The 20,157-nt window shown below is 58.2% G+C and carries 19 protein-coding genes; 11 read left to right on the forward strand and 8 right to left on the reverse strand.

Annotation, left to right across the window (positions count from 1 at the left end):
• Positions 1–90: 90 nt before the first annotated feature.
• The 3 genes from ACX3YD_RS07295 to gcl form a co-directional block, all read right to left on the reverse strand.
• Complete coding sequence (locus tag ACX3YD_RS07295; protein ID WP_103402514.1) at positions 91–981, reverse strand: 2-hydroxy-3-oxopropionate reductase; 891 nt, start codon at positions 979–981, stop codon at positions 91–93.
• 150 nt (positions 982–1,131) lie between these two features.
• The gene (gene hyi / locus ACX3YD_RS07300) at positions 1,132–1,914 is read right to left on the reverse strand and encodes a hydroxypyruvate isomerase (protein WP_103402515.1); all 783 of its coding nucleotides are present in this window, start codon (positions 1,912–1,914) and stop codon (positions 1,132–1,134) included.
• A gap of 74 nt (positions 1,915–1,988) precedes the next feature.
• Complete coding sequence (gene gcl / locus ACX3YD_RS07305; RefSeq protein WP_047531913.1) at positions 1,989–3,764, reverse strand: glyoxylate carboligase; 1,776 nt, start codon at positions 3,762–3,764, stop codon at positions 1,989–1,991.
• 268 nt (positions 3,765–4,032) lie between these two features.
• On the opposite strand from gcl, the gene ACX3YD_RS07310 reads away from it, so the two are divergent.
• Complete coding sequence (locus tag ACX3YD_RS07310; RefSeq protein ID WP_090464081.1) at positions 4,033–4,473, forward strand: GlcG/HbpS family heme-binding protein; 441 nt, start codon at positions 4,033–4,035, stop codon at positions 4,471–4,473.
• Between the two features lie 203 nt (positions 4,474–4,676).
• Entirely contained in the window at positions 4,677–5,135 is a 459-nt protein-coding gene (locus tag ACX3YD_RS07315) for an REP-associated tyrosine transposase (protein ID WP_458959569.1), read from the forward strand.
• A 128-nt stretch (positions 5,136–5,263) separates the two neighbouring features.
• Here ACX3YD_RS07315 and ACX3YD_RS07320 read toward each other — a convergent pair whose 3' ends face one another.
• Positions 5,264–5,869 (reverse strand): TetR/AcrR family transcriptional regulator, encoded by a 606-nt coding sequence (locus tag ACX3YD_RS07320; protein WP_090464078.1) that lies wholly within the window; start codon positions 5,867–5,869, stop codon positions 5,264–5,266.
• Between the two features lie 134 nt (positions 5,870–6,003).
• Here ACX3YD_RS07320 and ACX3YD_RS07325 point away from each other — a divergent pair, with 134 nt between their 5' ends.
• The gene (locus ACX3YD_RS07325) at positions 6,004–6,918 is read left to right on the forward strand and encodes a DUF808 domain-containing protein (RefSeq protein WP_458959570.1); all 915 of its coding nucleotides are present in this window, start codon (positions 6,004–6,006) and stop codon (positions 6,916–6,918) included.
• Positions 6,919–6,995: 77 nt separating this feature from the next.
• On the opposite strand, the gene ACX3YD_RS07330 is transcribed toward ACX3YD_RS07325, so the two are convergent.
• Both ACX3YD_RS07330 and ACX3YD_RS07335 read right to left on the reverse strand, forming a co-directional pair.
• The gene (locus tag ACX3YD_RS07330) at positions 6,996–7,784 is read right to left on the reverse strand and encodes an MlaA family lipoprotein (RefSeq protein WP_103402518.1); all 789 of its coding nucleotides are present in this window, start codon (positions 7,782–7,784) and stop codon (positions 6,996–6,998) included.
• Positions 7,777–9,075, reverse strand: coding sequence for a serine/threonine protein kinase (locus ACX3YD_RS07335; protein WP_458959571.1), 1,299 nt, complete (start codon positions 9,073–9,075; stop codon positions 7,777–7,779). The genes ACX3YD_RS07330 and ACX3YD_RS07335 overlap by 8 nt, the downstream gene beginning before the upstream one ends.
• A gap of 224 nt (positions 9,076–9,299) precedes the next feature.
• Between ACX3YD_RS07335 and ACX3YD_RS07340 the strand changes: the two genes are divergently transcribed.
• The gene (locus tag ACX3YD_RS07340; protein WP_047531899.1) at positions 9,300–9,668 is read left to right on the forward strand and encodes a hypothetical protein; all 369 of its coding nucleotides are present in this window, start codon (positions 9,300–9,302) and stop codon (positions 9,666–9,668) included.
• A gap of 124 nt (positions 9,669–9,792) precedes the next feature.
• Here the strand turns inward: ACX3YD_RS07340 and ACX3YD_RS07345 are convergent, their stop codons facing one another.
• The gene (locus ACX3YD_RS07345) at positions 9,793–11,388 is read right to left on the reverse strand and encodes a glycoside hydrolase family 17 protein (RefSeq protein WP_458959572.1); all 1,596 of its coding nucleotides are present in this window, start codon (positions 11,386–11,388) and stop codon (positions 9,793–9,795) included.
• A gap of 300 nt (positions 11,389–11,688) precedes the next feature.
• Here ACX3YD_RS07345 and ACX3YD_RS07350 point away from each other — a divergent pair, with 300 nt between their 5' ends.
• The 3 genes from ACX3YD_RS07350 to ACX3YD_RS07360 all read left to right on the forward strand — a co-directional run bounded on the left by ACX3YD_RS07350 (position 11,689) and on the right by ACX3YD_RS07360 (position 14,733).
• Positions 11,689–12,540: a glycine betaine ABC transporter substrate-binding protein gene (locus ACX3YD_RS07350; RefSeq protein WP_090464064.1), complete on the forward strand. Its 852-nt coding sequence runs from the start codon at positions 11,689–11,691 to the stop codon at positions 12,538–12,540.
• Positions 12,541–12,766: 226 nt separating this feature from the next.
• Entirely contained in the window at positions 12,767–13,078 is a 312-nt protein-coding gene (locus ACX3YD_RS07355) for a DUF485 domain-containing protein (RefSeq protein ID WP_458959573.1), read from the forward strand.
• Positions 13,075–14,733: a cation acetate symporter gene (locus tag ACX3YD_RS07360; protein ID WP_458959574.1), complete on the forward strand. Its 1,659-nt coding sequence runs from the start codon at positions 13,075–13,077 to the stop codon at positions 14,731–14,733. Before ACX3YD_RS07355 ends, ACX3YD_RS07360 begins: the two co-directional genes overlap by 4 nt.
• Before the next feature lie 456 nt (positions 14,734–15,189).
• Here ACX3YD_RS07360 and gltA read toward each other — a convergent pair whose 3' ends face one another.
• Positions 15,190–16,479: a citrate synthase gene (gltA, locus tag ACX3YD_RS07365; RefSeq protein WP_008032658.1), complete on the reverse strand. Its 1,290-nt coding sequence runs from the start codon at positions 16,477–16,479 to the stop codon at positions 15,190–15,192.
• A 363-nt stretch (positions 16,480–16,842) separates the two neighbouring features.
• Between gltA and sdhC the strand changes: the two genes are divergently transcribed.
• The 4 genes from sdhC to ACX3YD_RS07385 are packed head-to-tail and all read left to right on the forward strand — an operon-like array spanning position 16,843 to position 20,071.
• Positions 16,843–17,217 carry a succinate dehydrogenase, cytochrome b556 subunit gene (gene sdhC, locus ACX3YD_RS07370; protein WP_103402524.1) on the forward strand — a complete coding sequence of 125 codons (375 nt, stop codon included), beginning with the start codon at positions 16,843–16,845 and terminating at the stop codon, positions 17,215–17,217.
• The gene (gene sdhD / locus ACX3YD_RS07375; RefSeq protein WP_047531886.1) at positions 17,211–17,579 is read left to right on the forward strand and encodes a succinate dehydrogenase, hydrophobic membrane anchor protein; all 369 of its coding nucleotides are present in this window, start codon (positions 17,211–17,213) and stop codon (positions 17,577–17,579) included. Before sdhC ends, sdhD begins: the two co-directional genes overlap by 7 nt.
• 3 nt (positions 17,580–17,582) lie before the next feature.
• Positions 17,583–19,355 (forward strand): succinate dehydrogenase flavoprotein subunit, encoded by a 1,773-nt coding sequence (gene sdhA / locus ACX3YD_RS07380; protein WP_103402525.1) that lies wholly within the window; start codon positions 17,583–17,585, stop codon positions 19,353–19,355.
• 11 nt (positions 19,356–19,366) lie between these two features.
• Complete coding sequence (locus ACX3YD_RS07385; RefSeq protein WP_047538970.1) at positions 19,367–20,071, forward strand: succinate dehydrogenase iron-sulfur subunit; 705 nt, start codon at positions 19,367–19,369, stop codon at positions 20,069–20,071.
• The last annotated feature ends 86 nt before the right edge of the window (positions 20,072–20,157 follow it).

Consider the following 20,157-nt stretch of genomic DNA (forward strand, 5'->3'; position numbering starts at 1 on the left):
TTGCCAGCGATGCAGGCGCCGCGGTCTTACAGGCAGACCGAGGCGATGTCATCGCGGGCGAGCCCGCTCCCACAGGTATTGCGGCGAATGTTACTTATCTCGAATCGAGAAGTTCGCCATGTGCTCCAGGCCTTTGATCAGTGCCGAGTGATCCCAGTTGCTGCCACCGATGGCTGCGCAGGTGCTGAACACTTGCTGGGTGTTGGCGGTGTTCGGCAGGTTGATGTTCAGCTCCTTGGCGCCTTGCAGGGCCAGGTTCAGGTCCTTCTGGTGCAGGCTGATGCGAAAGCCCGGATCGAAGGTACCCTTGATCATGCGCTCGCCGTGCACTTCGAGGATTTTCGACGAGGCAAAACCGCCCATCAGCGCTTCACGCACCTTGGCTGGATCGGCACCGTTTTTCGAGGCGAACAGCAGGGCTTCGGCCACGGCCTGGATGTTCAGCGCCACGATGATCTGGTTGGCCACTTTCGCGGTTTGACCGTCACCATTGCCACCGACCAGGGTGATGTTCTTGCCCATGGCCTGGAACAGCGGCAAGGCGCGTTCGAAGGCATCGGCGTCGCCACCGACCATGATGCTCAGGGTCGCCGCCTTGGCGCCGACTTCACCGCCGGACACCGGCGCGTCGAGGTACTGGGCGCCTTTCTCGTTGACCTTGGCAGCGAAAGCCTTGGTGGCGGTCGGCGAGATCGAGCTCATGTCGATCACGATTTTGCCTTTGCCAACGCCGGCGGCAACGCCATCGGCGCGGAACAGTACGTCATCGACCTGTGGGGTATCCGGCACCATGACGATGATGAATTCGGCTTCCTGGGCCACTTCTTTCGGGTTCGCCAGGGCAACGGCGCCAGCGGCGACCAGGTCGGCAGGCGCGGCGTCGTGGTGCGCCGACAGGAACAGGCTGTGACCGGCTTTCTGCAGGTTCGCCGCCATTGGGTGGCCCATGATGCCGGTGCCGATAAATCCGATTTTAGCCATGAGAAAATCCTCTTGTTTTTGTCTTGCTCAAGCAAATAGGGAACTGCTTTTTGTGGGAGTGAGCCTGCTCGCGACAGCGGTGTGCCAGGCAACATAGATGTTGAATGTGCCGGCCTCTTCGCGAGCAGGCTCGCTCCTACAGGTAATAGGTCAAATTGCGTTATGGGTTTTCAACCAGCCCAGGCCCGCTTCAGTGGTGGTCAGCGGTTTGTATTCGCAGCCAACCCAGCCCTGATAGCCGATACGGTCCAGGTGTTCGAACAGGAAGCGGTAGTTGATTTCACCGGTGCCTGGTTCGTTGCGCCCCGGGTTGTCCGCGAGCTGCACGTGGTTGATCTCGGCCAGGTGCGATTGCAGGGTGCGGGCCAGATCGCCTTCCATGATTTGCATGTGATAGATGTCGTATTGCAGGAAGAGGTTGGCGCTGCCGACCTGCTCGCGAATCGACAGGGCTTGCGCCGTGTTGTTCAGGTAGAAGCCCGGGATGTCGCGGGTGTTGATCGCTTCCATCACCAGTTTGATGCCCGCCGCCTGCAGTTTGTCGGCCGCGTACTTGAGGTTGGCGACGAAGGTTTTTTCCACGGTGGCATCGTCGATGCCTTGTGGGCGAATCCCGGCCAGGCAGTTGACCTGGGTGTTGCCCAGTACTTGTGCGTACGCGATCGCCAGGTCGACGCCGGCGCGGAACTCTTCGACCCGGTCCGGCAGGCAGGCAATGCCGCGTTCACCCTTGGCCCAGTCACCGGCCGGCAGGTTGAACAGCACTTGGGTCAGCCCGTTTGCGTCGAGCTTGGCCTTGATTTCGGCGGAGCTGAAGTCGTACGGAAACAGGTATTCCACGCCAGTGAAACCGGCCTTGGCGGCGGCTTCGAAGCGGGCGAGGAAATCCTGTTCAGTGAACAGCATGGACAGGTTGGCTGCGAAACGCGGCATGGTGGTCTCCGTAAATCTGTGAGTGCCCCCTGTAGGAGCCGGCTTGCTGGCTCCTACAATGGAACGATCAATAGTCAATCAAGCAACGAAATCGCCGTCGGTGCGTCGTTGCCGACCAGCGCCAGGTCTTCGAATTCGTTGACGGCGTTGATCTCTGTACCCATGGAAATGTTGGTCACGCGCTCCAGGATAATCTCAACGATCACCGGCACCTTGAACTCTTCGATCAGCTCCTGGGCCTTGCGCAGGGCAGGCTGGATCTGAGCCGGTTCGAATACGCGCAGCGCCTTGCAGCCAAGGCCTTCGGCAACCGCGACGTGATCGACACCGTAGCCGTTGAGTTCCGGCGCGTTCAGGTTATCGAAGGACAGCTGCACGCAGTAGTCCATGTCGAAACCGCGCTGCGCCTGACGGATCAGCCCCAGGTACGAGTTGTTAACCACGACGTGGATGTAGGGCAGCTTGAACTGCGCGCCCACCGCCAGTTCTTCGATCATGAACTGGAAATCATAGTCGCCCGACAGTGCGACAACCTTGCGGTCCGGGTCGGCCTTGACCACGCCCAGCGCCGCCGGAATGGTCCAGCCCAACGGGCCGGCCTGACCGCAGTTGATCCAGTGACGCGGCTTGTAGACGTGCAGGAACTGCGCGCCGGCAATCTGCGACAGACCGATGGTGCTGACATAGCAAGTGTCCTTGCCGAACACCTGGTTCATCTCTTCATACACGCGCTGCGGTTTGACCGGCACGTTGTCGAAGTGAGTCTTGCGCTGCAGGCTGGCCTTGCGCTGCTGGCAATCCTGCAACCAGGCGCTGCGGTTTTTCAGCTTGCCGGCGGCTTGCCATTCGCGAGCGACTTCGATGAATACGGTCAGCGCGGCAGCGGCGTCGGAAACGATGCCCAGGTCCGGGGTGAACACGCGGCCGATCTGCGTGCCTTCGATATCGACGTGAATGAACTTGCGGCCTTCGGTGTAGACATCCACCGAACCGGTGTGACGGTTGGCCCAGCGGTTACCGATACCCAGCACCACGTCGGATTTCAACATCGTGGCGTTGCCGTAGCGGTGCGAAGTCTGCAAGCCAACCATGCCGACCATCAGCGGGTGATCGTCCGGGATGGTGCCCCAGCCCATCAGGGTCGGGATGACCGGGATGCCGGTCAGTTCAGCGAACTCAACCAACAGATCGCTGGCATCGGCGTTGATGATGCCGCCACCGGCCACCAGCAATGGACGCTCGGCCTGATCGAGCAGGGCCAACGCTTTCTCGACCTGAACACGGGTCGCCGTCGGCTTGGCCAGCGGCAGTGGCTGGTAGGCGTCGATATCGAATTCGATTTCGGCCATCTGTACGTCGAACGGCAGGTCGATCAGCACCGGGCCAGGACGGCCGGAACGCATTTCATAGAACGCTTTCTGGAACGCGTAAGGCACTTGGCCCGGCTCCAGGACCGTGGTTGCCCACTTGGTGACTGGCTTGACGATGCTGGTGATGTCGACAGCCTGGAAGTCTTCCTTGTGCATACGGGCGCGGGGTGCTTGCCCTGTGATGCACAGAATTGGAATCGAGTCGGCCGAGGCGCTGTAGAGCCCGGTGACCATGTCGGTGCCGGCAGGGCCGGAAGTGCCGATGCACACGCCGATGTTGCCGGCCTTGGTGCGGGTGTAGCCCTCGGCCATGTGCGACGCGCCTTCAACGTGGCGGGCGAGGACGTGATCGATGCCGCCGACCTTTTGCAGGGCGGAGTACAGCGGGTTGATGGCGGCACCGGGGATGCCAAAAGCGGTATCAACCCCTTCGCGGCGCATCACCAGAACGGCGGCTTCGATTGCTCTCATTTTGCTCATGGTTTTGTGCCTCTTTACGTTTTGTAATTGTATACAAGTGGCTTTGCGCAGAGTGTATTCACGGCGGACGGCGCAGGTCAATCCATTTTCTCAAGCGGTTGTTTCATTCGTCGGAAGCCCTGTTTAGTGTGGCTTTTCGTCGCATGTGGCGCTTTTCTATAATTATTGTATACAAAAATATAATTCATTGTGTTCTATTTGTTGCATCGGGCTGCAGTACATCGAAGCAGTCCAACGGCTTTCCGAAAAACAAAATGAGGACGGCACCATGAGCGCTTTAACCTTGAAAGTCGCAGTCAACCTGGTCAACGAGGCCATCACCGCGGGGCGTGCAATCAGCGCGGCACCGTTGACCATTGCGGTACTGGATGCCGGTGGGCATCTGATCACCCTGCAACGCGAAGACGGCGCCAGCCTGCTGCGCCCACACGTTGCCATCGGTAAAGCCTGGGGCGCCATTGCGCTGGGCAAAGGCTCGCGCCTGCTGGCGCTGGACGCGCAACAACGCCCGGCGTTTATCGCTGCGTTGAACAGCCTGGGGCAAGGCAGCGTCGTGCCGGCACCGGGGGGTGTGCTGGTTCGGGATCAGGAAGGGAAAGTGCTGGGGGCGGTAGGGATCAGCGGCGATCTGTCGGATGTCGATGAGCAGTGTGCGATCACTGCGATTGAGGCGTCGGGGTTGAGAGCGGATGCGGGGGTAGTGGCTTGATCTTCAGCGTTTGATCGAAAGTCATCGCTGGCAAGCCAGCTCCCACAGTTTTTATGTAAATTTTGTGAATGACATAAACCCTTGTGGGAGCTGGCTTGCCAGCGATGGCGGCCTGCCTGACACAGCAAGAAAAAAGACTAGCCCAGCCAAATAGATCACTGAGGTCTAGCCTTCTGATGAACTCATCATCAAGGGGCAATGGATTGTCTGGTCTTCCCGCTTCAAGTCGTCTGCGAACTGGCCGTTATGCGGAGCCAAATCGAATCTATCTACTGACAACCAACACACTTCGTCGTGAACCGATCTTTTCCGACTTTGCTCTGGGCAGATTGGTGGTTCATCAATTTCGCCGAGCACAAAATATTGGGTTGGCGAACTCTCTGGCATGGGTCGTCATGCCCGACCATTTCCATTGGCTGGTCGCATTGGAAAACTGCTCCCTGCGCAGACTGATGCGTGAGACGAAGTCTCTGATTACTAGAGAGTTGAACTTATACAGTGGCAGGAGCGGGGCGCTTTGGCAGCAAGGGTTTCATGACCGAGCGCTGCGGCGGGATGAAGATTTGGTGAAAATGGCACGGTATGTGGTGGCTAACCCGTTGCGAGCAGGATTGGTCGAGAAGCTTGGCGACTATCCACTATGGGATGCCATTTGGGTTTGAGGCAGCACCGAGTCGCCTTCATCGCTGGCAAGCCAGCTCCCACAAGTATTTGTGTCGTTTACAGAGTTTGAATTCAACACAGAATCCCGTCGGAGCAGGCTTGCCTGCGGTGGCAGCACCACCATCCCTCAGTCCGGCTCACACCCTTTGAGCACCAAGCGGATGATCGTCTGCGCCGCCGCTTCATAATCTTCTTCATCCAGCTTGGCCTTGCCGGTGATGGCGGTGATTTGCCAGTCGAAGTCGGCGTAGGTCTGGGTCGCGGCCCAGATGCTGAACATCAGGTGGTTGGGGTCGATCGGGGCGATCTGGCCGCGGTCGATCCAGGTCTGGATGCAGTCGATGTTGTGTTTGGCCTGGCTGTTGAGTTGTTCGACCAAATCAGCGCTCAGGTGCGGGGCGCCGTGCATGATTTCGCTGGCGAACACTTTGGAAGCAAACGGCAGGTCGCGGGAGATGCGGATTTTCGAGCGGATGTAGTTGCTCAGCACTTCGCTGGGCACGCCTTCGGGGTTGAAGGGGGTCGAAGCCTGCAGGATTGGCTCGATGATGCTTTCCAGCACTTCGCGGTAGAGGTTTTCCTTGGATTTGAAATAGTAGTAGACGTTGGGCTTGGGCAATCCCGCCTTGGCTGCGATGTCGCTGGTTTTGGTCGCAGCGAAGCCTTTGTCGGCAAACTCTTCACTGGCGGCACGCAGGATCAGTTGTTTGTTGCGCTCGCGGATAGTGCTCATAAACCAGGTGGTTCCTTGCCTGTTCTGGCGGTTGCGCATGGTAGCACCGGCCTTTGGCGACGCTCAAGAATGCGCCGTGTGGCACTGGGCCGCGCTATGCTGCACGCCATTCATTCAAGAAGGAAATCCGATTCATGGCAGGAAGCAGTTTGCTGGTGCTGATCGACGACATCGCCGCCGTACTCGATGACGTGGCGTTGATGACCAAGATGGCCGCCAAGAAGACCGCCGGCGTGCTCGGGGACGATCTGGCGCTCAATGCCCAGCAGGTCAGCGGTGTGCGTGCCGAGCGGGAAATTCCGGTGGTATGGGCGGTTGCCAAGGGCTCGTTCATCAACAAGCTGATCCTGGTGCCATCGGCGTTGGCCATCAGCGCGTTCATTCCCTGGCTGGTCACGCCATTGTTGATGGTGGGCGGTGCTTACCTGTGTTTCGAAGGTTTCGAGAAACTCGCCCATAAGTTCCTCCACAGCACTTCTGAAGACCAGGCCGAGCACGCCGAACTGGTTGAGGCGGTGGCAGACCCTGCGGTCGACCTGGTGGCGTTCGAAAAGGACAAGATCAAGGGCGCCGTTCGTACCGACTTCATTCTGTCGGCGGAAATCATTGCCATCACCCTCGGCACCGTGGCCGGTGCGCCGCTGACCCAGCAAGTGATCGTGCTCTCGGGTATTGCCATCGTCATGACCATTGGCGTCTACGGGCTCGTGGCGGGCATCGTCAAGCTCGATGATCTGGGCCTGTGGCTGACGCAAAAGCCCGGGCAGATGGCCAGACGCATCGGTGGCGGTATTCTGCGCGCGGCGCCGTACATGATGAAAAGTCTGTCGGTGATCGGCACGGCGGCGATGTTTCTCGTCGGTGGCGGCATCCTGACCCATGGTGTGCCGGTGGTGCATCACTGGATCGAGGAGGTCGGCGCGGGGGCGGGCGGTGCCGGTTTTATCGTGCCAGCGTTGCTCAATGCGGCGGCAGGGATTGTGGCAGGGGCGGTGGTGTTGGCGGGTGTGATGGCTGTCAGCAAAATCTGGAAATGGCTGAAGGGCTGAAGCCAGGATTCCTTTCACCAGAAACATCTACGACTGAGGGAGCGAGCTCGCTCCCTCAGTCGTTTGTAGCGCCTGGATTACTCGGCAATCTGCAACTTGCGCGACTCGGTGTACACGTAGCGTACCTTCTCGTATTCGAACGGCGAGTTCAGTTGGCCATAGCGGAAACTGGTCTGATAGCGCTTGTCGATGGCGCGCAGCACCCAGATTTCCGGATGGTTGGAGCTGACTTCTGAGACGTTCAGGTAGTTGATCGCCGACTCCGCACTGAAGTCCACCACCAGTCCGCCGGTATCACGCAGGTTCGACGGGCCAAGGATCGGCAATACGAAATACGCACCGCCTGGCACGCCATAGAAGCCCAGGGTCTGACCAAAGTCTTCGTTCTTGCGAGGTAGCCCCATGGCGGTGGCTGGATCCCACAGGCCGGCGATGCCGATGGTAGTGTTGAGCAGCAGTCGCCCGGTGATTTCCATCGAACGTTGGCCCTTGAACTGCAACAGGCTGTTCAGCAGGTTCGGTACATCACCGAGGTTGTTGAAAAAGTTGCTGACACCCGTGCGCAAGAAACCTGGTGTGACGTAGCGATAGCCGTTGACCACTGGCAGGAACACCCACTGATCGAACCGATAGTTGAAGTGGTAGACGCGGCGGTTCCACTCTTCCAGCGGGTCATACACGCTCAATGCGCTGAGCGTGGATCGTTCGAACTCGCGCTGATCCAGGCCTGGGTTGATCTTGAGTTTGCTCAGGGGCTCTTTGAAGCCGTCACTGTCGACCACCACCGGGGCGTTGGCTTTGCTGTTGTCGGCGTTGGCCACGCCTGCACAGAGTAACGCAGCGATAAGCAGGAGGTATTTAGCCACGGAAGAACTCCAGCATGGCGTCGCTGTTGACGCGGTAGTTAAGGTTGCCGCAGTGGCCGCCCAGCGGATAGAGCGTCAGGCGATCGCCAAAGGTCTTGCGCAGGAAGCCGAGGTCGCCAGGGCCGAGGATCACGTCGTCGGCGTTATGCATGACGGCGATTTTCGGGCTGTTGTGCAGGTAGTCCTTCAGCGCGTACAGACTGACCTGATCGATCAGTTGCAGCAGGCTGCCGCCATCGGTGCGGGCGCGCCACATCGGAATCACCTGCTCGGTGATGTAGCAGTCGAAGTCGCACTGCAGTGCGCGCTTAAGGAACGGCGTAAGGCTGGTGCCCTCGGTGATCGGGTACTTGGGTGGGGTAATCAGGCCGCGGCGGTTGATCAGGTCAGAGGTAAAGGCGATGTCGGCCGCCGAGAAGCGGAACGAAGTGCCGATCAACATGGCCATCTGTTCGTTGCTCAGGTGCTGCTTGGACTGCTGGAAGTCGTAGAGCAGTGCATCGTTGAGATCGATGTAGCCTTTCTGCTGGAAGTAGCGGGTCAGTTTGTTCAGCACCAGCTCGTAGAACGTGGTGGTGTTGTTGATGCCCTTGACCTCGGTCTGCACCAGCTTGTCGAGGTTGGTGATCGAGGTGTAGAGATTCACCGGCGGATTGAGCAGAAGGACTTTCTTGAAGTTGAAGCTTCGGCGGGTCTCGTCCAGGTGCGCGACGAAGGCCGCATCCAGGGCGCCCAGGCTGTAGCCGCTCAGGTAGTAATCGGTGACGGGGACGCCGGGGTTTTGTGCACGAACGGCTTGCATCACCCGGTACATATCTTCGGCATCTTCCTTGGTGATGCCCGGCGTCGCGAAGCGTGAGGCGGCACTGATGAAGTCGAAGCTGGTGGGCGACGACAGTTGCACCACGTGATAGCCGGCCTTGTAGTAGAGCTTTTTCAGGTACTCGTTAATGCTGCTGTCATAGCGTGCGCCGGTGCCGGCGATCAGGAAGATCAGCGGTGCGGCTTTATCCTGGGTGGCAATGCGGTAAGTGAGTTTCTTTACCGCCCAGAAGTTGTCCGGCAAATTGAATGCCCGCTCCGGGCGCAAGGTCATGCTGCGATCCGACTGATGGATGTCGTCGTCCAGCGGCAGCTCGGGACGCAAGTCCGGAGGCGTCGTGGCGATGGTCGCCTCGAACGGGTTGGTCAAGGGGTAGCCATAACTGGCGGCGTCGATATCGACCGCCATTGCGGACGCACTTAATATCAGGCCGCCAAACAGGGCAGCGAAGCGCAAGGAACGGAGCATGACTGGATCCCTTAAAAAAGGTGTCGAATGAAGTTCGCAGGCTATGACCATTGAATTTGCGCCAAAGTGCCACGCATCGGCACCAAACAGGCCTGATTTCGAAGTAATAGTAGTCGGACGATACACTTTGCAGCGATTGAATGGCCAGTTAACTGTTGTTAGCGCTTGCGTAAGGCTGTCGGGCGATTAAGCTGGCCGCCGTTTTTCGCTTATTGGAGTGCTTCATGTCCCGTCGTCTGCCCGTGATTTTGCTGCTTGTTTTGCTGCCTGTATGGCTGGCCGCCAGTTATGGCGCGCGTTACGGCTTCATGGAGGATGCGCAATGGGTAGGCATCTGCGTGGATGAGGCGAGTCGTTGGGAATGCCAGGTCCGTTCGAATCTGGGTCTGATGATTCACTTCAACGTATTGGGCTGGAGTGCGCTGGCGGCTGCGGTGATCGGCTTCTTGCTGCCGGGCCGGGCAGGGTGGTGGTTGGCGGTGCTGGCGCTGGTGTTCGGGTTTCCGGCGCTGGCGCTGTACAACACGACCCTGGCGGTTTTTGCGGTAGTGATTGCCGGGTTGCGGTTGGTGCGTGCATCGCGCACTGCCTGATAAATCGTCAGCGCGGGCAAGCCCGCTTCCACAGTGGGTTTCAGTGAATACAGAGTCTACGTAAGACAAAGATTCCTGTGGGAGCGTGGCTTGCCCGCGATGAGGCCAATAAAGGCGCTAAAGATCAGCGTTTGCGTACGCGCAAGCAGCGCCACAACGCGGCTACCATCAACACGCTCACCAGCGCCCAGCCCCAGGCCTGCTGGTTCTGCAAACCCTCGCGATACAGTTGTGGCGCAATACCGGCACCGATGATGAAGGTCAGCAGGGCGATTTCGCGGCGCGGCACATTGACTGGACGGCACAGATAAACCAATGCTGGCACGATGAATGCGACGCTCGGGAAGCTGCGATAGCGTGGGTCGAACACCATTTCCAGCATCATTACTGCAGCAGCAAACCCTGTGGTCGCCACCCACCAACCCGCTCGTCGTTCCAGCGCATTGAACGCCCATCCACGCCAACCGGTGCGCGGGCTCAGCGTCAGCGCCGCATGGGCCAGCGCCAACAGATTCAACGCTGTCAGCAAGGCAACCCAAAGCCATTCACTGCCAAAACGCGTGGTAACCCGCGCCAGGTCGCCCCAGGCACCTATCGCGCAAGCGGCCAGGGCCCCCAGCAGCGGCAATACCAGCGCAGCGCGAGTGCTGCGCACGCGACCGCCAAGGATCAGCGTACCGAGGAAGATCAAGCCACCCACCACCAGCCACTGCGACCAGTACGGTACGTTCGTCACCGGCCCGGCCAGCACGCCCTTGTCCTGGCGATCGGCATCGAACAGTCCCCAGTAGCCGCCGACCGCTCCTTCGCTGGCGCGCTTCCACGGTTGGTCGAAGGCTTCGATCAGGTTGTAGTGCCAGCCCTGTTGTTCGGCCATGGCGACGAAACCGCGAATGAACTTGGCTTCATTGACCCGGCTCGGTAAGGCGGTTTCACGCTGGCGGCCTTCGCTTGGCCAGCCCGTCTCGCCAATCATCACGTCCTTGGGCGCGAATTTGTTGCCGAACACCTGGCGCACTTCGGCCACATGTTGCAGGGCGGCGTCGATGTTCGAAGGATCGTCCTCCCAATAGGGCAGCAAATGGATGGTGAGGAAATCCACGGCTGGCGCGATTTCCGGGTGCTTGAGCCAGAACTCCCAAACGTCGGCATAAGTGACAGGCTGTTTGACCTGGCTTTTGACTTTATTAATAAGCTTCGCCAGCTGCGCGCCGGTGACTTCCTTGCGCAGCAGGGTTTCGTTGCCGACGATCACCGCCGTGACCACGTCCGCGTTGGCGTTGGCCGAGGCGATCAACAGGTCGACTTCTTTTTCGGTGTCCACCGGATTGCTGTTGACCCAGGCGCCGATCATCAGCTTCAACCCGTGCTTGCGCGCCAGGTCCGGCAGCGCCTCAAGACCGGTCATCGAGTAGGTGCGAATGCACTCGAAACGGGTCGCCAGCAGGGCGAGGTCGGCGTCCATGCGCTCGGGGCGCAGTTTGAACGGCTGATCGAACGGCGACTGGTCCTTGTCGAAGGGGGTGTAGGAAGCGCATTGCAGCTTGTGCGTCGCGCTGGCGACGTCCGGCAGAATCACCGGTTTGCCGAGGCCGTACCAGAAACCACAGAGGGCAAAGATGCCCAGCAGGCAGGCGAATAGATAAGCGAAAAAAGGGAAGCGGGATGTCGCAGGCATGATCAGGCCGTCTGGGAGCAAAGCGGCGCATGTTACCTGCATTTGCCGTGTGCTTGGTGGCCCGCATGATTTTGACATGCAAAGTTCGGGCGGATTGATCGGCGAGTGTGCGGTGCCACGGATTAATGGCTTTCTGATGTCGTTTCTCGATGTCTTGAGGTCGCTGGCAGAGCAGGTCGCCCTTGTCGTCAGGTTGATTATCGGAGGCGTCAGTACCCTCGTTGATAAACGCGCTGATGATCGAACGGGTTTGCGGTGGGCGTGATGGGGGCGCTGTGCACCATAACAATACGTTGACGCGACTCGGCACCCGTCGAGCGCAGCACTTTCGGGGAAGTAACGATGAAGATGCGACGACTTTTAGGTGCAAGTGCCGCTCTGGTACTTGCGATTGGCTCCACATTCGCCAATGCCGAGAGCAAGACCCTGAGCATCGGTTACGTTGACGGTTGGTCCGACAGCGTCGCGACCACTCACGTAGCGGCAGAAGTGATCAAGCAGAAACTCGGTTATGACGTGAAGCTGCAAGCCGTTGCGACCGGGATCATGTGGCAGGGCGTGGCAACTGGCAAACTCGACGCCATGCTGTCGGCCTGGCTGCCGGTGACCCATGGCGATTACTGGGCCAAGAACAAAGATCAAGTGGTCGACTACGGTCCGAACTTCAAGGACGCGAAAATCGGTCTGATCGTGCCGGAGTACGTCAAGGCCAAGTCGCTGGCTGATTTGAAAACCGATGAAAGCTTCAAGAATCGCATCGTCGGCATCGATGCAGGATCGGGTGTCATGCTCAAGACCGAGCAGGCGATCAAGGACTACGACCTGACGGGCTATCAACTCAAGGCCAGTTCCGGCGCCGGCATGATTGCCGAACTGACCCGTGCCGAGAAGAAAAACGAATCCATCGCCGTCACCGGTTGGGTGCCGCACTGGATGTTCGCCAAATGGAAACTGCGCTTCCTGGAAGACCCGAAGGGTGTTTATGGCGCGGCTGAAACCGTGAACAGCATCGGCAGCAAGGAACTGGCAACTAAAGCACCTGAAGTGGCCAAGTTCCTGAAGAACTTCCAATGGGCCTCGAAAGACGAAATCGGTGAAGTGATGTTGGCGATCCAGGATGGTGCCAAGCCAGAAGTCGCCGCAAAAGAATGGGTGGCGAAACACCCGGAGCGTGTTGCCGACTGGACCAAGTAATAGCCAAGCAAGCGTCTAATCCGCGCATTGCAGGGTCGCCCGATATCCATGTCGGGCGGCCCTTTTTATTTCTGAGGGACTAACGTTGTGTGACGGCTGTTTTTTATCGGCCGGAAATTGGCGAAAACGTCATGTCGTTCTAAGACTAAGGTCGTCTGGAACCTGGCTCGCAGCCGCTTACAGTGGATATCGTTCCAACTAAATCTGTGCTGCGAGGATAAAAACAATGAACGACAGCATTTACCTCTCGATTCAAAACAGCCCGCGATTCAAGGAGCTGGTTAGCAAGAGAGAACGATTCGCCTGGATTCTTTCGGCGATCATGCTAGGGCTTTACTCCGGATTCATCCTTTTGATTGCCTATGGGCCGCATATTCTGGGTGCGAAAATGAGCCCGGAATCTTCGATTACCTGGGGCATACCGATTGGCGTCGGGCTGATTGTTTCGGCCTTTGTCCTGACCGGCATTTACGTACGACGCGCCAATGGCGAATTCGACGACCTGAACAATGCGATTCTCAAGGAGGCTCAGCAATGATCCGGCGTCTAATGGCTCTATTGAGCATCGCAGCGTTTGCACCTGGCGCCTGGGCAGCCGAAGCCCTGACCGGCGAAGTGCATAAACAACCGCTGAACGTTCCCGCGATTCTGATGTTCGTGGTGTTCGTTGGCGCGACCCTGTGCATCACCTACTGGGCTTCCAAGCGCAACAAGTCGGCGGCTGACTACTATGCGGCGGGTGGCAATATCACCGGTTTGCAGAATGGTCTGGCGATTGCCGGTGACTACATGTCCGCAGCGTCCTTCCTGGGTATTTCCGCCCTGGTGTTCGCCTCCGGCTACGATGGCCTGATCTACTCGATCGGCTTTCTGGTGGGCTGGCCGATCATTCTGTTCCTGATCGCCGAGCGCCTGCGTAACCTGGGTAAGTACACCTTTGCCGACGTGGCGTCCTACCGCCTCGGGCAAACCCAGATCCGCACGCTGTCTGCTTGTGGTTCGCTGGTGGTGGTGGCGTTTTACTTAATCGCGCAAATGGTCGGTGCCGGCAAGCTGATTCAGTTGCTGTTCGGTCTCGACTACTACGTTGCAGTGATCCTGGTGGGCATCCTGATGTGCATGTACGTGCTGTTTGGCGGCATGCTGGCGACCACCTGGGTACAAATCATCAAGGCAGTGTTGCTGCTGTCCGGCGCCTCATTCATGGCACTGATGGTGATGAAGCACGTCAACTTCGACTTCAACATTCTGTTCTCCGAGGCGATCAAGGTTCACCCTAAAGGTGAAGCGATCATGAGCCCGGGCGGACTGGTGAAGGATCCGATCTCGGCGTTCTCCCTCGGCCTGGCACTGATGTTCGGTACCGCTGGCCTGCCGCACATCCTGATGCGCTTCTTCACCGTGAGTGACGCGAAAGAAGCTCGCAAGAGCGTGCTGTACGCAACGGGCTTCATTGGCTACTTCTACATCCTGACCTTCATCATTGGCTTCGGCGCGATCCTGTTGGTCAGCACCAATCCTGCGTTTAAAGATGCGGCTGGTGCGCTGTTGGGCGGCAACAACATGGCGGCGGTGCACCTGGCCAACGCGGTCGGTGGCAGTATTTTCCTGGGCTTCATCTCGGCGGTAGCCTTCGCGACCATTTTGGCAGTGGTGGCCGGTTTGACACTGGCCGGTGCTTCGGCGGTGTCTCATGACCTGTACGCCAGTGTGATCAAGAAGGGCAAGGCCAACGACAAGGACGAAATCCGGGTCTCGAAAATCACCACCGTCATTTTGGGCGTGCTGGCGATCGGTCTGGGTATTCTGTTCGAAAGCCAGAACATCGCATTCATGGTCGGCCTGGCGTTCTCCATTGCGGCGAGCTGTAACTTCCCTGTACTGCTGCTTTCGATGTACTGGAAGAAGTTGACCACTCGGGGTGCGATGGTCGGTGGCTGGTTGGGGCTGATCAGTGCAGTTGGTTTGATGGTGCTCGGTCCAACCATCTGGGTGCAGATCCTGCACCACGAGAAGGCCATCTTCCCTTACGAGTACCCGGCGTTGTTCTCGATGATCATTGCCTTCATCGGCATCTGGTTCTTCTCGATTACCGACAAGTCGGCAGCGGCGGACAACGAACGGGCGCTGTTCTTCCCGCAATTCGTTCGCTCGCAGACCGGTCTGGGTGCGAGTGGGGCGGTTTCGCACTAAGGCTTGATGCTTTTATATAAGTAACGCAGTTGTAAAAGATGCCCCGGTCGAAAGATCGGGGCATTTTTATTGGGCGGTGATCGCACGATTCCGTGAATATTCTCCCAATAGGAATGTAGGTGCGAGCTTGCTCGCGAAAACGTACGGATAGTTCGGGCAGCCAGACAGGGCGAGTTATCGTTGGTGTCCATCGCGAGCAGGTTCGCTCTTGCAGGGGGCGGTTAATTTCCCGGGCTGTCCCACCATTGCTGGCGAGTCAGCTCCCACGGAGGTGACGTTACGGCAAGGGCGGGAGCAAGAGTGCCTGGTGACTGGGGCGCCTGTTGTAAGGGGGGAACCCGGGGTGGCCGTCGCCGAAGAAATGGATATGTACACAACAAGCGCACAAACAAAAACGGCCTCTATTTTCATAGAGGCCGTTTGCGGGACGGTCAAGACGCTACAGCAAGACAGGTCTTACTTGCGGTCTTCCAGCTTGGTGATGTCACGCGACTCGTAGCCGGTGTACAGCTGGCGCGGGCGGCCGATCTTGTACGGGCTGGAGAGCATTTCTTTCCAGTGGGAGATCCAGCCGACAGTCCGCGCCAGGGCGAAGATCACGGTGAACATGCTGGTTGGAATGCCGATTGCCTTGAGGATGATCCCCGAGTAGAAGTCGACGTTCGGGTACAGCGAGCGCTCGATGAAGTACGGGTCGGTCAGGGCGATCTCTTCCAGGCGCATGGCCAGTTCGAGTTGCGGATCGTTCTGGATACCCAGTTCCTTCAACACTTCGTCGCAGGTTTTCTTCATGACGGTAGCGCGTGGGTCGCGGTTTTTGTAAACGCGGTGACCGAAGCCCATCAACTTGAACGGATCGTTCTTGTCCTTGGCCTTGGCAATGAACTTGTCGATGTTGGAAACATCGCCAATTTCATCGAGCATGGTCAGAACGGCCTCGTTGGCGCCGCCGTGGGCAGGGCCCCACAGTGCAGCGATACCGGCGGCGATACAGGCGAACGGGTTGGCACCCGAAGAACCGGCAAGACGTACGGTAGAGGTCGATGCGTTCTGCTCGTGGTCGGCGTGGAGGATGAAGATCCGGTCCATGGCCTTGGCGAGTACCGGGCTGATCGGTTTGATCTCGCACGGAGTGTTGAACATCATGTGCAGGAAGTTTTCCGCGTACGTCAGGTCGTTGCGCGGGTACATCATGGGTTGACCCATGGAGTACTTGTAAACCATCGCTGCCAGGGTTGGCATCTTGGCAACCAGGCGGATCGCGGAAATTTCGCGATGCTGCGGGTTATTGATGTCCAGGGAGTCGTGGTAGAAGGCCGAGAGGGCGCCGACTACACCGCACATGACGGCCATCGGGTGAGCGTCGCGACGGAAACCGTTGAAGAAGGTCTTCAGCTGTTCGTGAACCATGGTGTGGTTCTTGACGGTGCTGACGAACTGGGCCTTTTGTTCTGCGGTCGGCAATTCGCCGTTGAGCAGCAGATAGCAGGTTTCCAGATAGTCCGACTTTTCAGCCAACTGCTCGATCGGATAGCCGCGGTGCAGCAGAATGCCGTTGTCGCCGTCGATATAGGTGATCTTCGACTCGCAGGAGGCGGTCGACATGAAACCAGGGTCAAAGGTGAAACGGCCCGTGGCCGTCAGGCCCCGAACATCGATAACATCGGGACCAACGGTGCCGGTTAAAATGGGCAGCTCGACGGGGGCTGCGCCCTCGATGATCAACTGCGCTTTTTTGTCAGCCATGTGGCCTCCTATTTATGCTTGAAATCATCAGACAGACCCCCCACGCAGGGCCCGCACCACTATAGTGAGATAAATTCGAATGTCAATTTGCCTAAAGTCTTGCTCCAGAAGGCTTTAACCGGACTTTTTTCTCGAAATTGCCTGCCATTTACGCCTTTTATGTCAGATGCGCAATCCGCTGTTTGGGTGAGGCGATTGCGTTGTCATTAGTAGCCTAACTGTCTATACTCGGCCACCGACCGCCAAGGGCTTTTGGGCTTGCTTTATTGGGGGTCGCCTCCCTGGGTGGTGGTTACCTGACCAGTGCACTCCCCAACAACTTTGCCCTGATTGTTAGGGGCTCTTCAGTGTGAAAAAAAAGCCGTGAAAAGCCAACGACCTGTAAACCTAGACCTAAGGACCATCAAACTCCCAGTCACTGCTTACACGTCCATTCTTCACCGTATATCCGGCGTCATCCTCTTCGTGTGCCTTGCCATCATGCTTTACGCATTGGACAAGTCGCTGAGCTCCGAGGAAGGCTTCGGTCAGGTGAAAGCGTGTCTGACCAGTCCGCTAGCGAAGCTAGTGATTTGGGGCATTCTGTCCGCTCTGCTGTATCACTTGGTTGCCGGTGTGCGCCACTTGATCATGGACATGGGCATCGGTGAGACGCTGGAAGGCGGCAAGCTGGGCTCGAAAATCGTTATCGCCATTTCCGTGGTGGTAATCGTTCTGGCAGGAGTTTGGATATGGTAACTAACGTCACGAACCTGTCGCGTTCGGGCCTCTATGACTGGATGGCGCAACGTGTGTCTGCGGTCGTTCTCGCGGCTTACTTCATCTTTCTGATCGGATACGTCGTTGCCCACCCGGGCCTCGGCTATGCCCAGTGGCATGAACTGTTCGCCAACAACTGGATGCGTATCTTCAGTCTCCTGGCCCTCGTTGCCCTTGGCGCTCACGCCTGGGTCGGCATGTGGACCATCGCGACCGACTACCTGACGCCAATGGCGTTCGGCAAGTCCGCGACTGCTATACGTTTCCTTTTCCAGGCAGTATGCGGCGTTGCGATGTTCGCTTACTTCGTCTGGGGTGTGCAGATTCTCTGGGGTATCTGAGTCATGGCTAACATTCCAACGATTTCTTTCGACGCCATCATCATTGGTGGTGGCGGTGCTGGCATGCGCGCTGCGCTGCAACTGGCACAAGGCGGTCACAAGACTGCCGTAATCACCAAGGTTTTCCCGACGCGTTCGCACACCGTATCGGCACAGGGTGGCATCACCTGCGCCATCGCGTCTGCGGATCCGAACGATGACTGGCGCTGGCACATGTACGATACCGTCAAGGGTTCCGACTATATCGGTGACCAGGACGCTATCGAATACATGTGTCAGGAAGGCCCGGCTGCGGTTTTCGAACTGGACCACATGGGTCTGCCGTTCTCCCGTACCGAAACCGGCCGCATCTACCAGCGTCCGTTCGGCGGTCAGTCCAAGGACTACGGTAAGGGCGGCCAGGCTGCACGTACCTGCGCGGCATCCGACCGTACCGGTCACGCCCTGCTGCACACCCTTTATCAGGGTAACCTGAAAGCCGGTACCACGTTCCTGAACGAGTACTACGCTGTCGATCTGGTCAGAAACCAGAAAGGCGAGTTCGTCGGCGTTATCGCCATCTGCATCGAAACCGGTGAAACCACCTACATCCGTGCCAAGGCTACCGTTCTTGCCACTGGCGGTGCAGGTCGTATCTACGCGTCCACCACCAACGCCCTGATCAACACCGGTGACGGCGTTGGCATGGCTCTGCGTGCTGGCGTTCCGGTGCAAGACATCGAAATGTGGCAGTTCCACCCGACCGGCATTGCCGGCGCCGGTGTACTGGTGACCGAAGGTTGCCGTGGTGAAGGTGGTTACCTGATCAACAAGCACGGCGAGCGTTTCATGGAGCGTTATGCTCCGAACGCCAAAGACCTGGCGGGTCGTGACGTTGTTGCCCGTTCGATGGTTAAAGAGATCATTGCCGGCAACGGCTGTGGCCCGAACGGCGACCACGTGATGCTCAAACTCGACCACCTGGGCGAGGAAGTGCTGCACAGCCGTCTGCCAGGCATCTGCGAACTGTCGAAAACGTTTGCTCACGTTGACCCGGTGGTTGCTCCGGTTCCGGTTGTTCCGACCTGCCACTACATGATGGGCGGCGTTGCCACCAACATTCACGGTCAGGCGATGACTCAGGACGCCAACGGCGTAGATACCATCATCCCTGGTCTGTTCGCTGTAGGCGAAGTGGCTTGCGTATCGGTTCACGGTGCCAACCGCCTGGGCGGTAACTCGTTGCTCGACCTGGTGGTTTTCGGCCGTGCGGCCGGTCTGCACCTGGAAAAAGCGCTGACCGACGGTATCGACTACGACGACGCCACCGACGCCGACATCAATGCGGCCTTGGCTCGTCTGTCCGCTCTGAACGCGCGTACCGATGGCGAAGACGTGGCAACCCTGCGTCGCGAGCTGCAAAGCTGCATGCAGAACTACTTCGGTGTATTCCGTACTGGCGAATACATGCAGAAGGGTATTGCCCAGCTGGCTGATCTGCGCAAGCGCATCGCCAACGTCAAGATCAACGACAAGTCGCAGGCGTTCAACACTGCGCGTATCGAAGCTCTGGAACTGCAAAACCTTCTGGAAGTGGCTGAAGCTACCGCCATCGCTGCCGAAGTGCGTAAAGAGTCCCGCGGTGCTCACGCCCGTGAAGACTTCGAAGACCGTGACGACGAAAACTGGCTGTGCCACACCCTGTACTTCCCGGGTGAGAAACGCGTCGCCAAGCGTGCCGTAAACTTCTCGCCGAAAACTGTTCCGACTTTTGAACCTAAGATTCGGACTTATTAAGGGTGGCCGCCATGTTGCAAGTCAGTGTTTATCGTTACAACCCTGATCAGGACGCTGCGCCGTTCATGCAGGATTTCCAGGTTGATACCGGTGGTAAAGACCTGATGGTGCTGGACGTACTGGCCCTGATCAAAGAGCAGGACGAAGGTTTCTCCTATCGTCGCTCTTGCCGTGAAGGTGTTTGCGGTTCCGACGGCATGAACATCAACGGCAAAAACGGTCTGGCGTGCATCACGCCGCTGTCTGCCGTTGTAAAAGGTAACAAGTTGATCATTCGTCCTCTGCCAGGTTTGCCGGTTATCCGTGACCTGGTCGTCGATATGAGCATCTTCTACAAGCAATACGAGAAGGTTAAGCCTTACCTGCAGAACGACACGCCGGCTCCGGCCATCGAACGTCTGCAGTCCCCTGAAGAGCGTGAAAAGCTCGACGGTCTGTACGAGTGCATCCTGTGCGCTTGCTGCTCGACCTCTTGCCCGTCCTTCTGGTGGAACCCGGACAAGTTCCTGGGTCCAGCTGCACTGCTGCAAGCGTATCGCTTCCTGGCAGACAGCCGTGACACCAAGACGTCCGAGCGTCTGGCTTCGCTGGATGACCCGTTCAGCGTATTCCGCTGCCGCGGGATCATGAACTGCGTCAACGTTTGTCCGAAGGGCCTGAACCCGACTAAGGCCATCGGTCACATTCGTAACATGCTGCTTTCCAGCGGCGTGTGATTCAGCTGCTGTACCCGTAGGACCGCTGTACCCGTGGATGCTACGGTGCAGGCTTCAACCGGCACCGTAGTTTTAACCTGAGCAGC

The organism is Pseudomonas fluorescens group sp. PF-1 (genome assembly GCF_054481335.1).

Excerpts from the sequence above, each read along its gene's own strand:
- ACX3YD_RS07295 (WP_103402514.1), bottom strand. The coding sequence starts at position 981 with ATGGCTAAAATCGGATTTATCGGCACCGGCATCATGGGCCACCCAATG.
- hyi (WP_103402515.1), bottom strand. The coding sequence starts at position 1,914 with ATGCCGCGTTTCGCAGCCAACCTGTCCATGCTGTTCACTGAACAGGAT.
- gcl (WP_047531913.1), bottom strand. The coding sequence starts at position 3,764 with ATGAGCAAAATGAGAGCAATCGAAGCCGCCGTTCTGGTGATGCGCCGC.
- ACX3YD_RS07310 (WP_090464081.1), top strand. The coding sequence starts at position 4,033 with ATGAGCGCTTTAACCTTGAAAGTCGCAGTCAACCTGGTCAACGAGGCC.
- ACX3YD_RS07320 (WP_090464078.1), bottom strand. The coding sequence starts at position 5,869 with ATGAGCACTATCCGCGAGCGCAACAAACAACTGATCCTGCGTGCCGCC.
- ACX3YD_RS07325 (WP_458959570.1), top strand. The coding sequence starts at position 6,004 with ATGGCAGGAAGCAGTTTGCTGGTGCTGATCGACGACATCGCCGCCGTA.
- ACX3YD_RS07335 (WP_458959571.1), bottom strand. The coding sequence starts at position 9,075 with ATGCTCCGTTCCTTGCGCTTCGCTGCCCTGTTTGGCGGCCTGATATTA.
- ACX3YD_RS07340 (WP_047531899.1), top strand. The coding sequence starts at position 9,300 with ATGTCCCGTCGTCTGCCCGTGATTTTGCTGCTTGTTTTGCTGCCTGTA.
- ACX3YD_RS07345 (WP_458959572.1), bottom strand. The coding sequence starts at position 11,388 with ATGCAGGTAACATGCGCCGCTTTGCTCCCAGACGGCCTGATCATGCCT.
- ACX3YD_RS07350 (WP_090464064.1), top strand. The coding sequence starts at position 11,689 with ATGAAGATGCGACGACTTTTAGGTGCAAGTGCCGCTCTGGTACTTGCG.
- ACX3YD_RS07355 (WP_458959573.1), top strand. The coding sequence starts at position 12,767 with ATGAACGACAGCATTTACCTCTCGATTCAAAACAGCCCGCGATTCAAG.
- ACX3YD_RS07360 (WP_458959574.1), top strand. The coding sequence starts at position 13,075 with ATGATCCGGCGTCTAATGGCTCTATTGAGCATCGCAGCGTTTGCACCT.
- gltA (WP_008032658.1), bottom strand. The coding sequence starts at position 16,479 with ATGGCTGACAAAAAAGCGCAGTTGATCATCGAGGGCGCAGCCCCCGTC.
- sdhD (WP_047531886.1), top strand. The coding sequence starts at position 17,211 with ATGGTAACTAACGTCACGAACCTGTCGCGTTCGGGCCTCTATGACTGG.
- sdhA (WP_103402525.1), top strand. The coding sequence starts at position 17,583 with ATGGCTAACATTCCAACGATTTCTTTCGACGCCATCATCATTGGTGGT.
- ACX3YD_RS07385 (WP_047538970.1), top strand. The coding sequence starts at position 19,367 with ATGTTGCAAGTCAGTGTTTATCGTTACAACCCTGATCAGGACGCTGCG.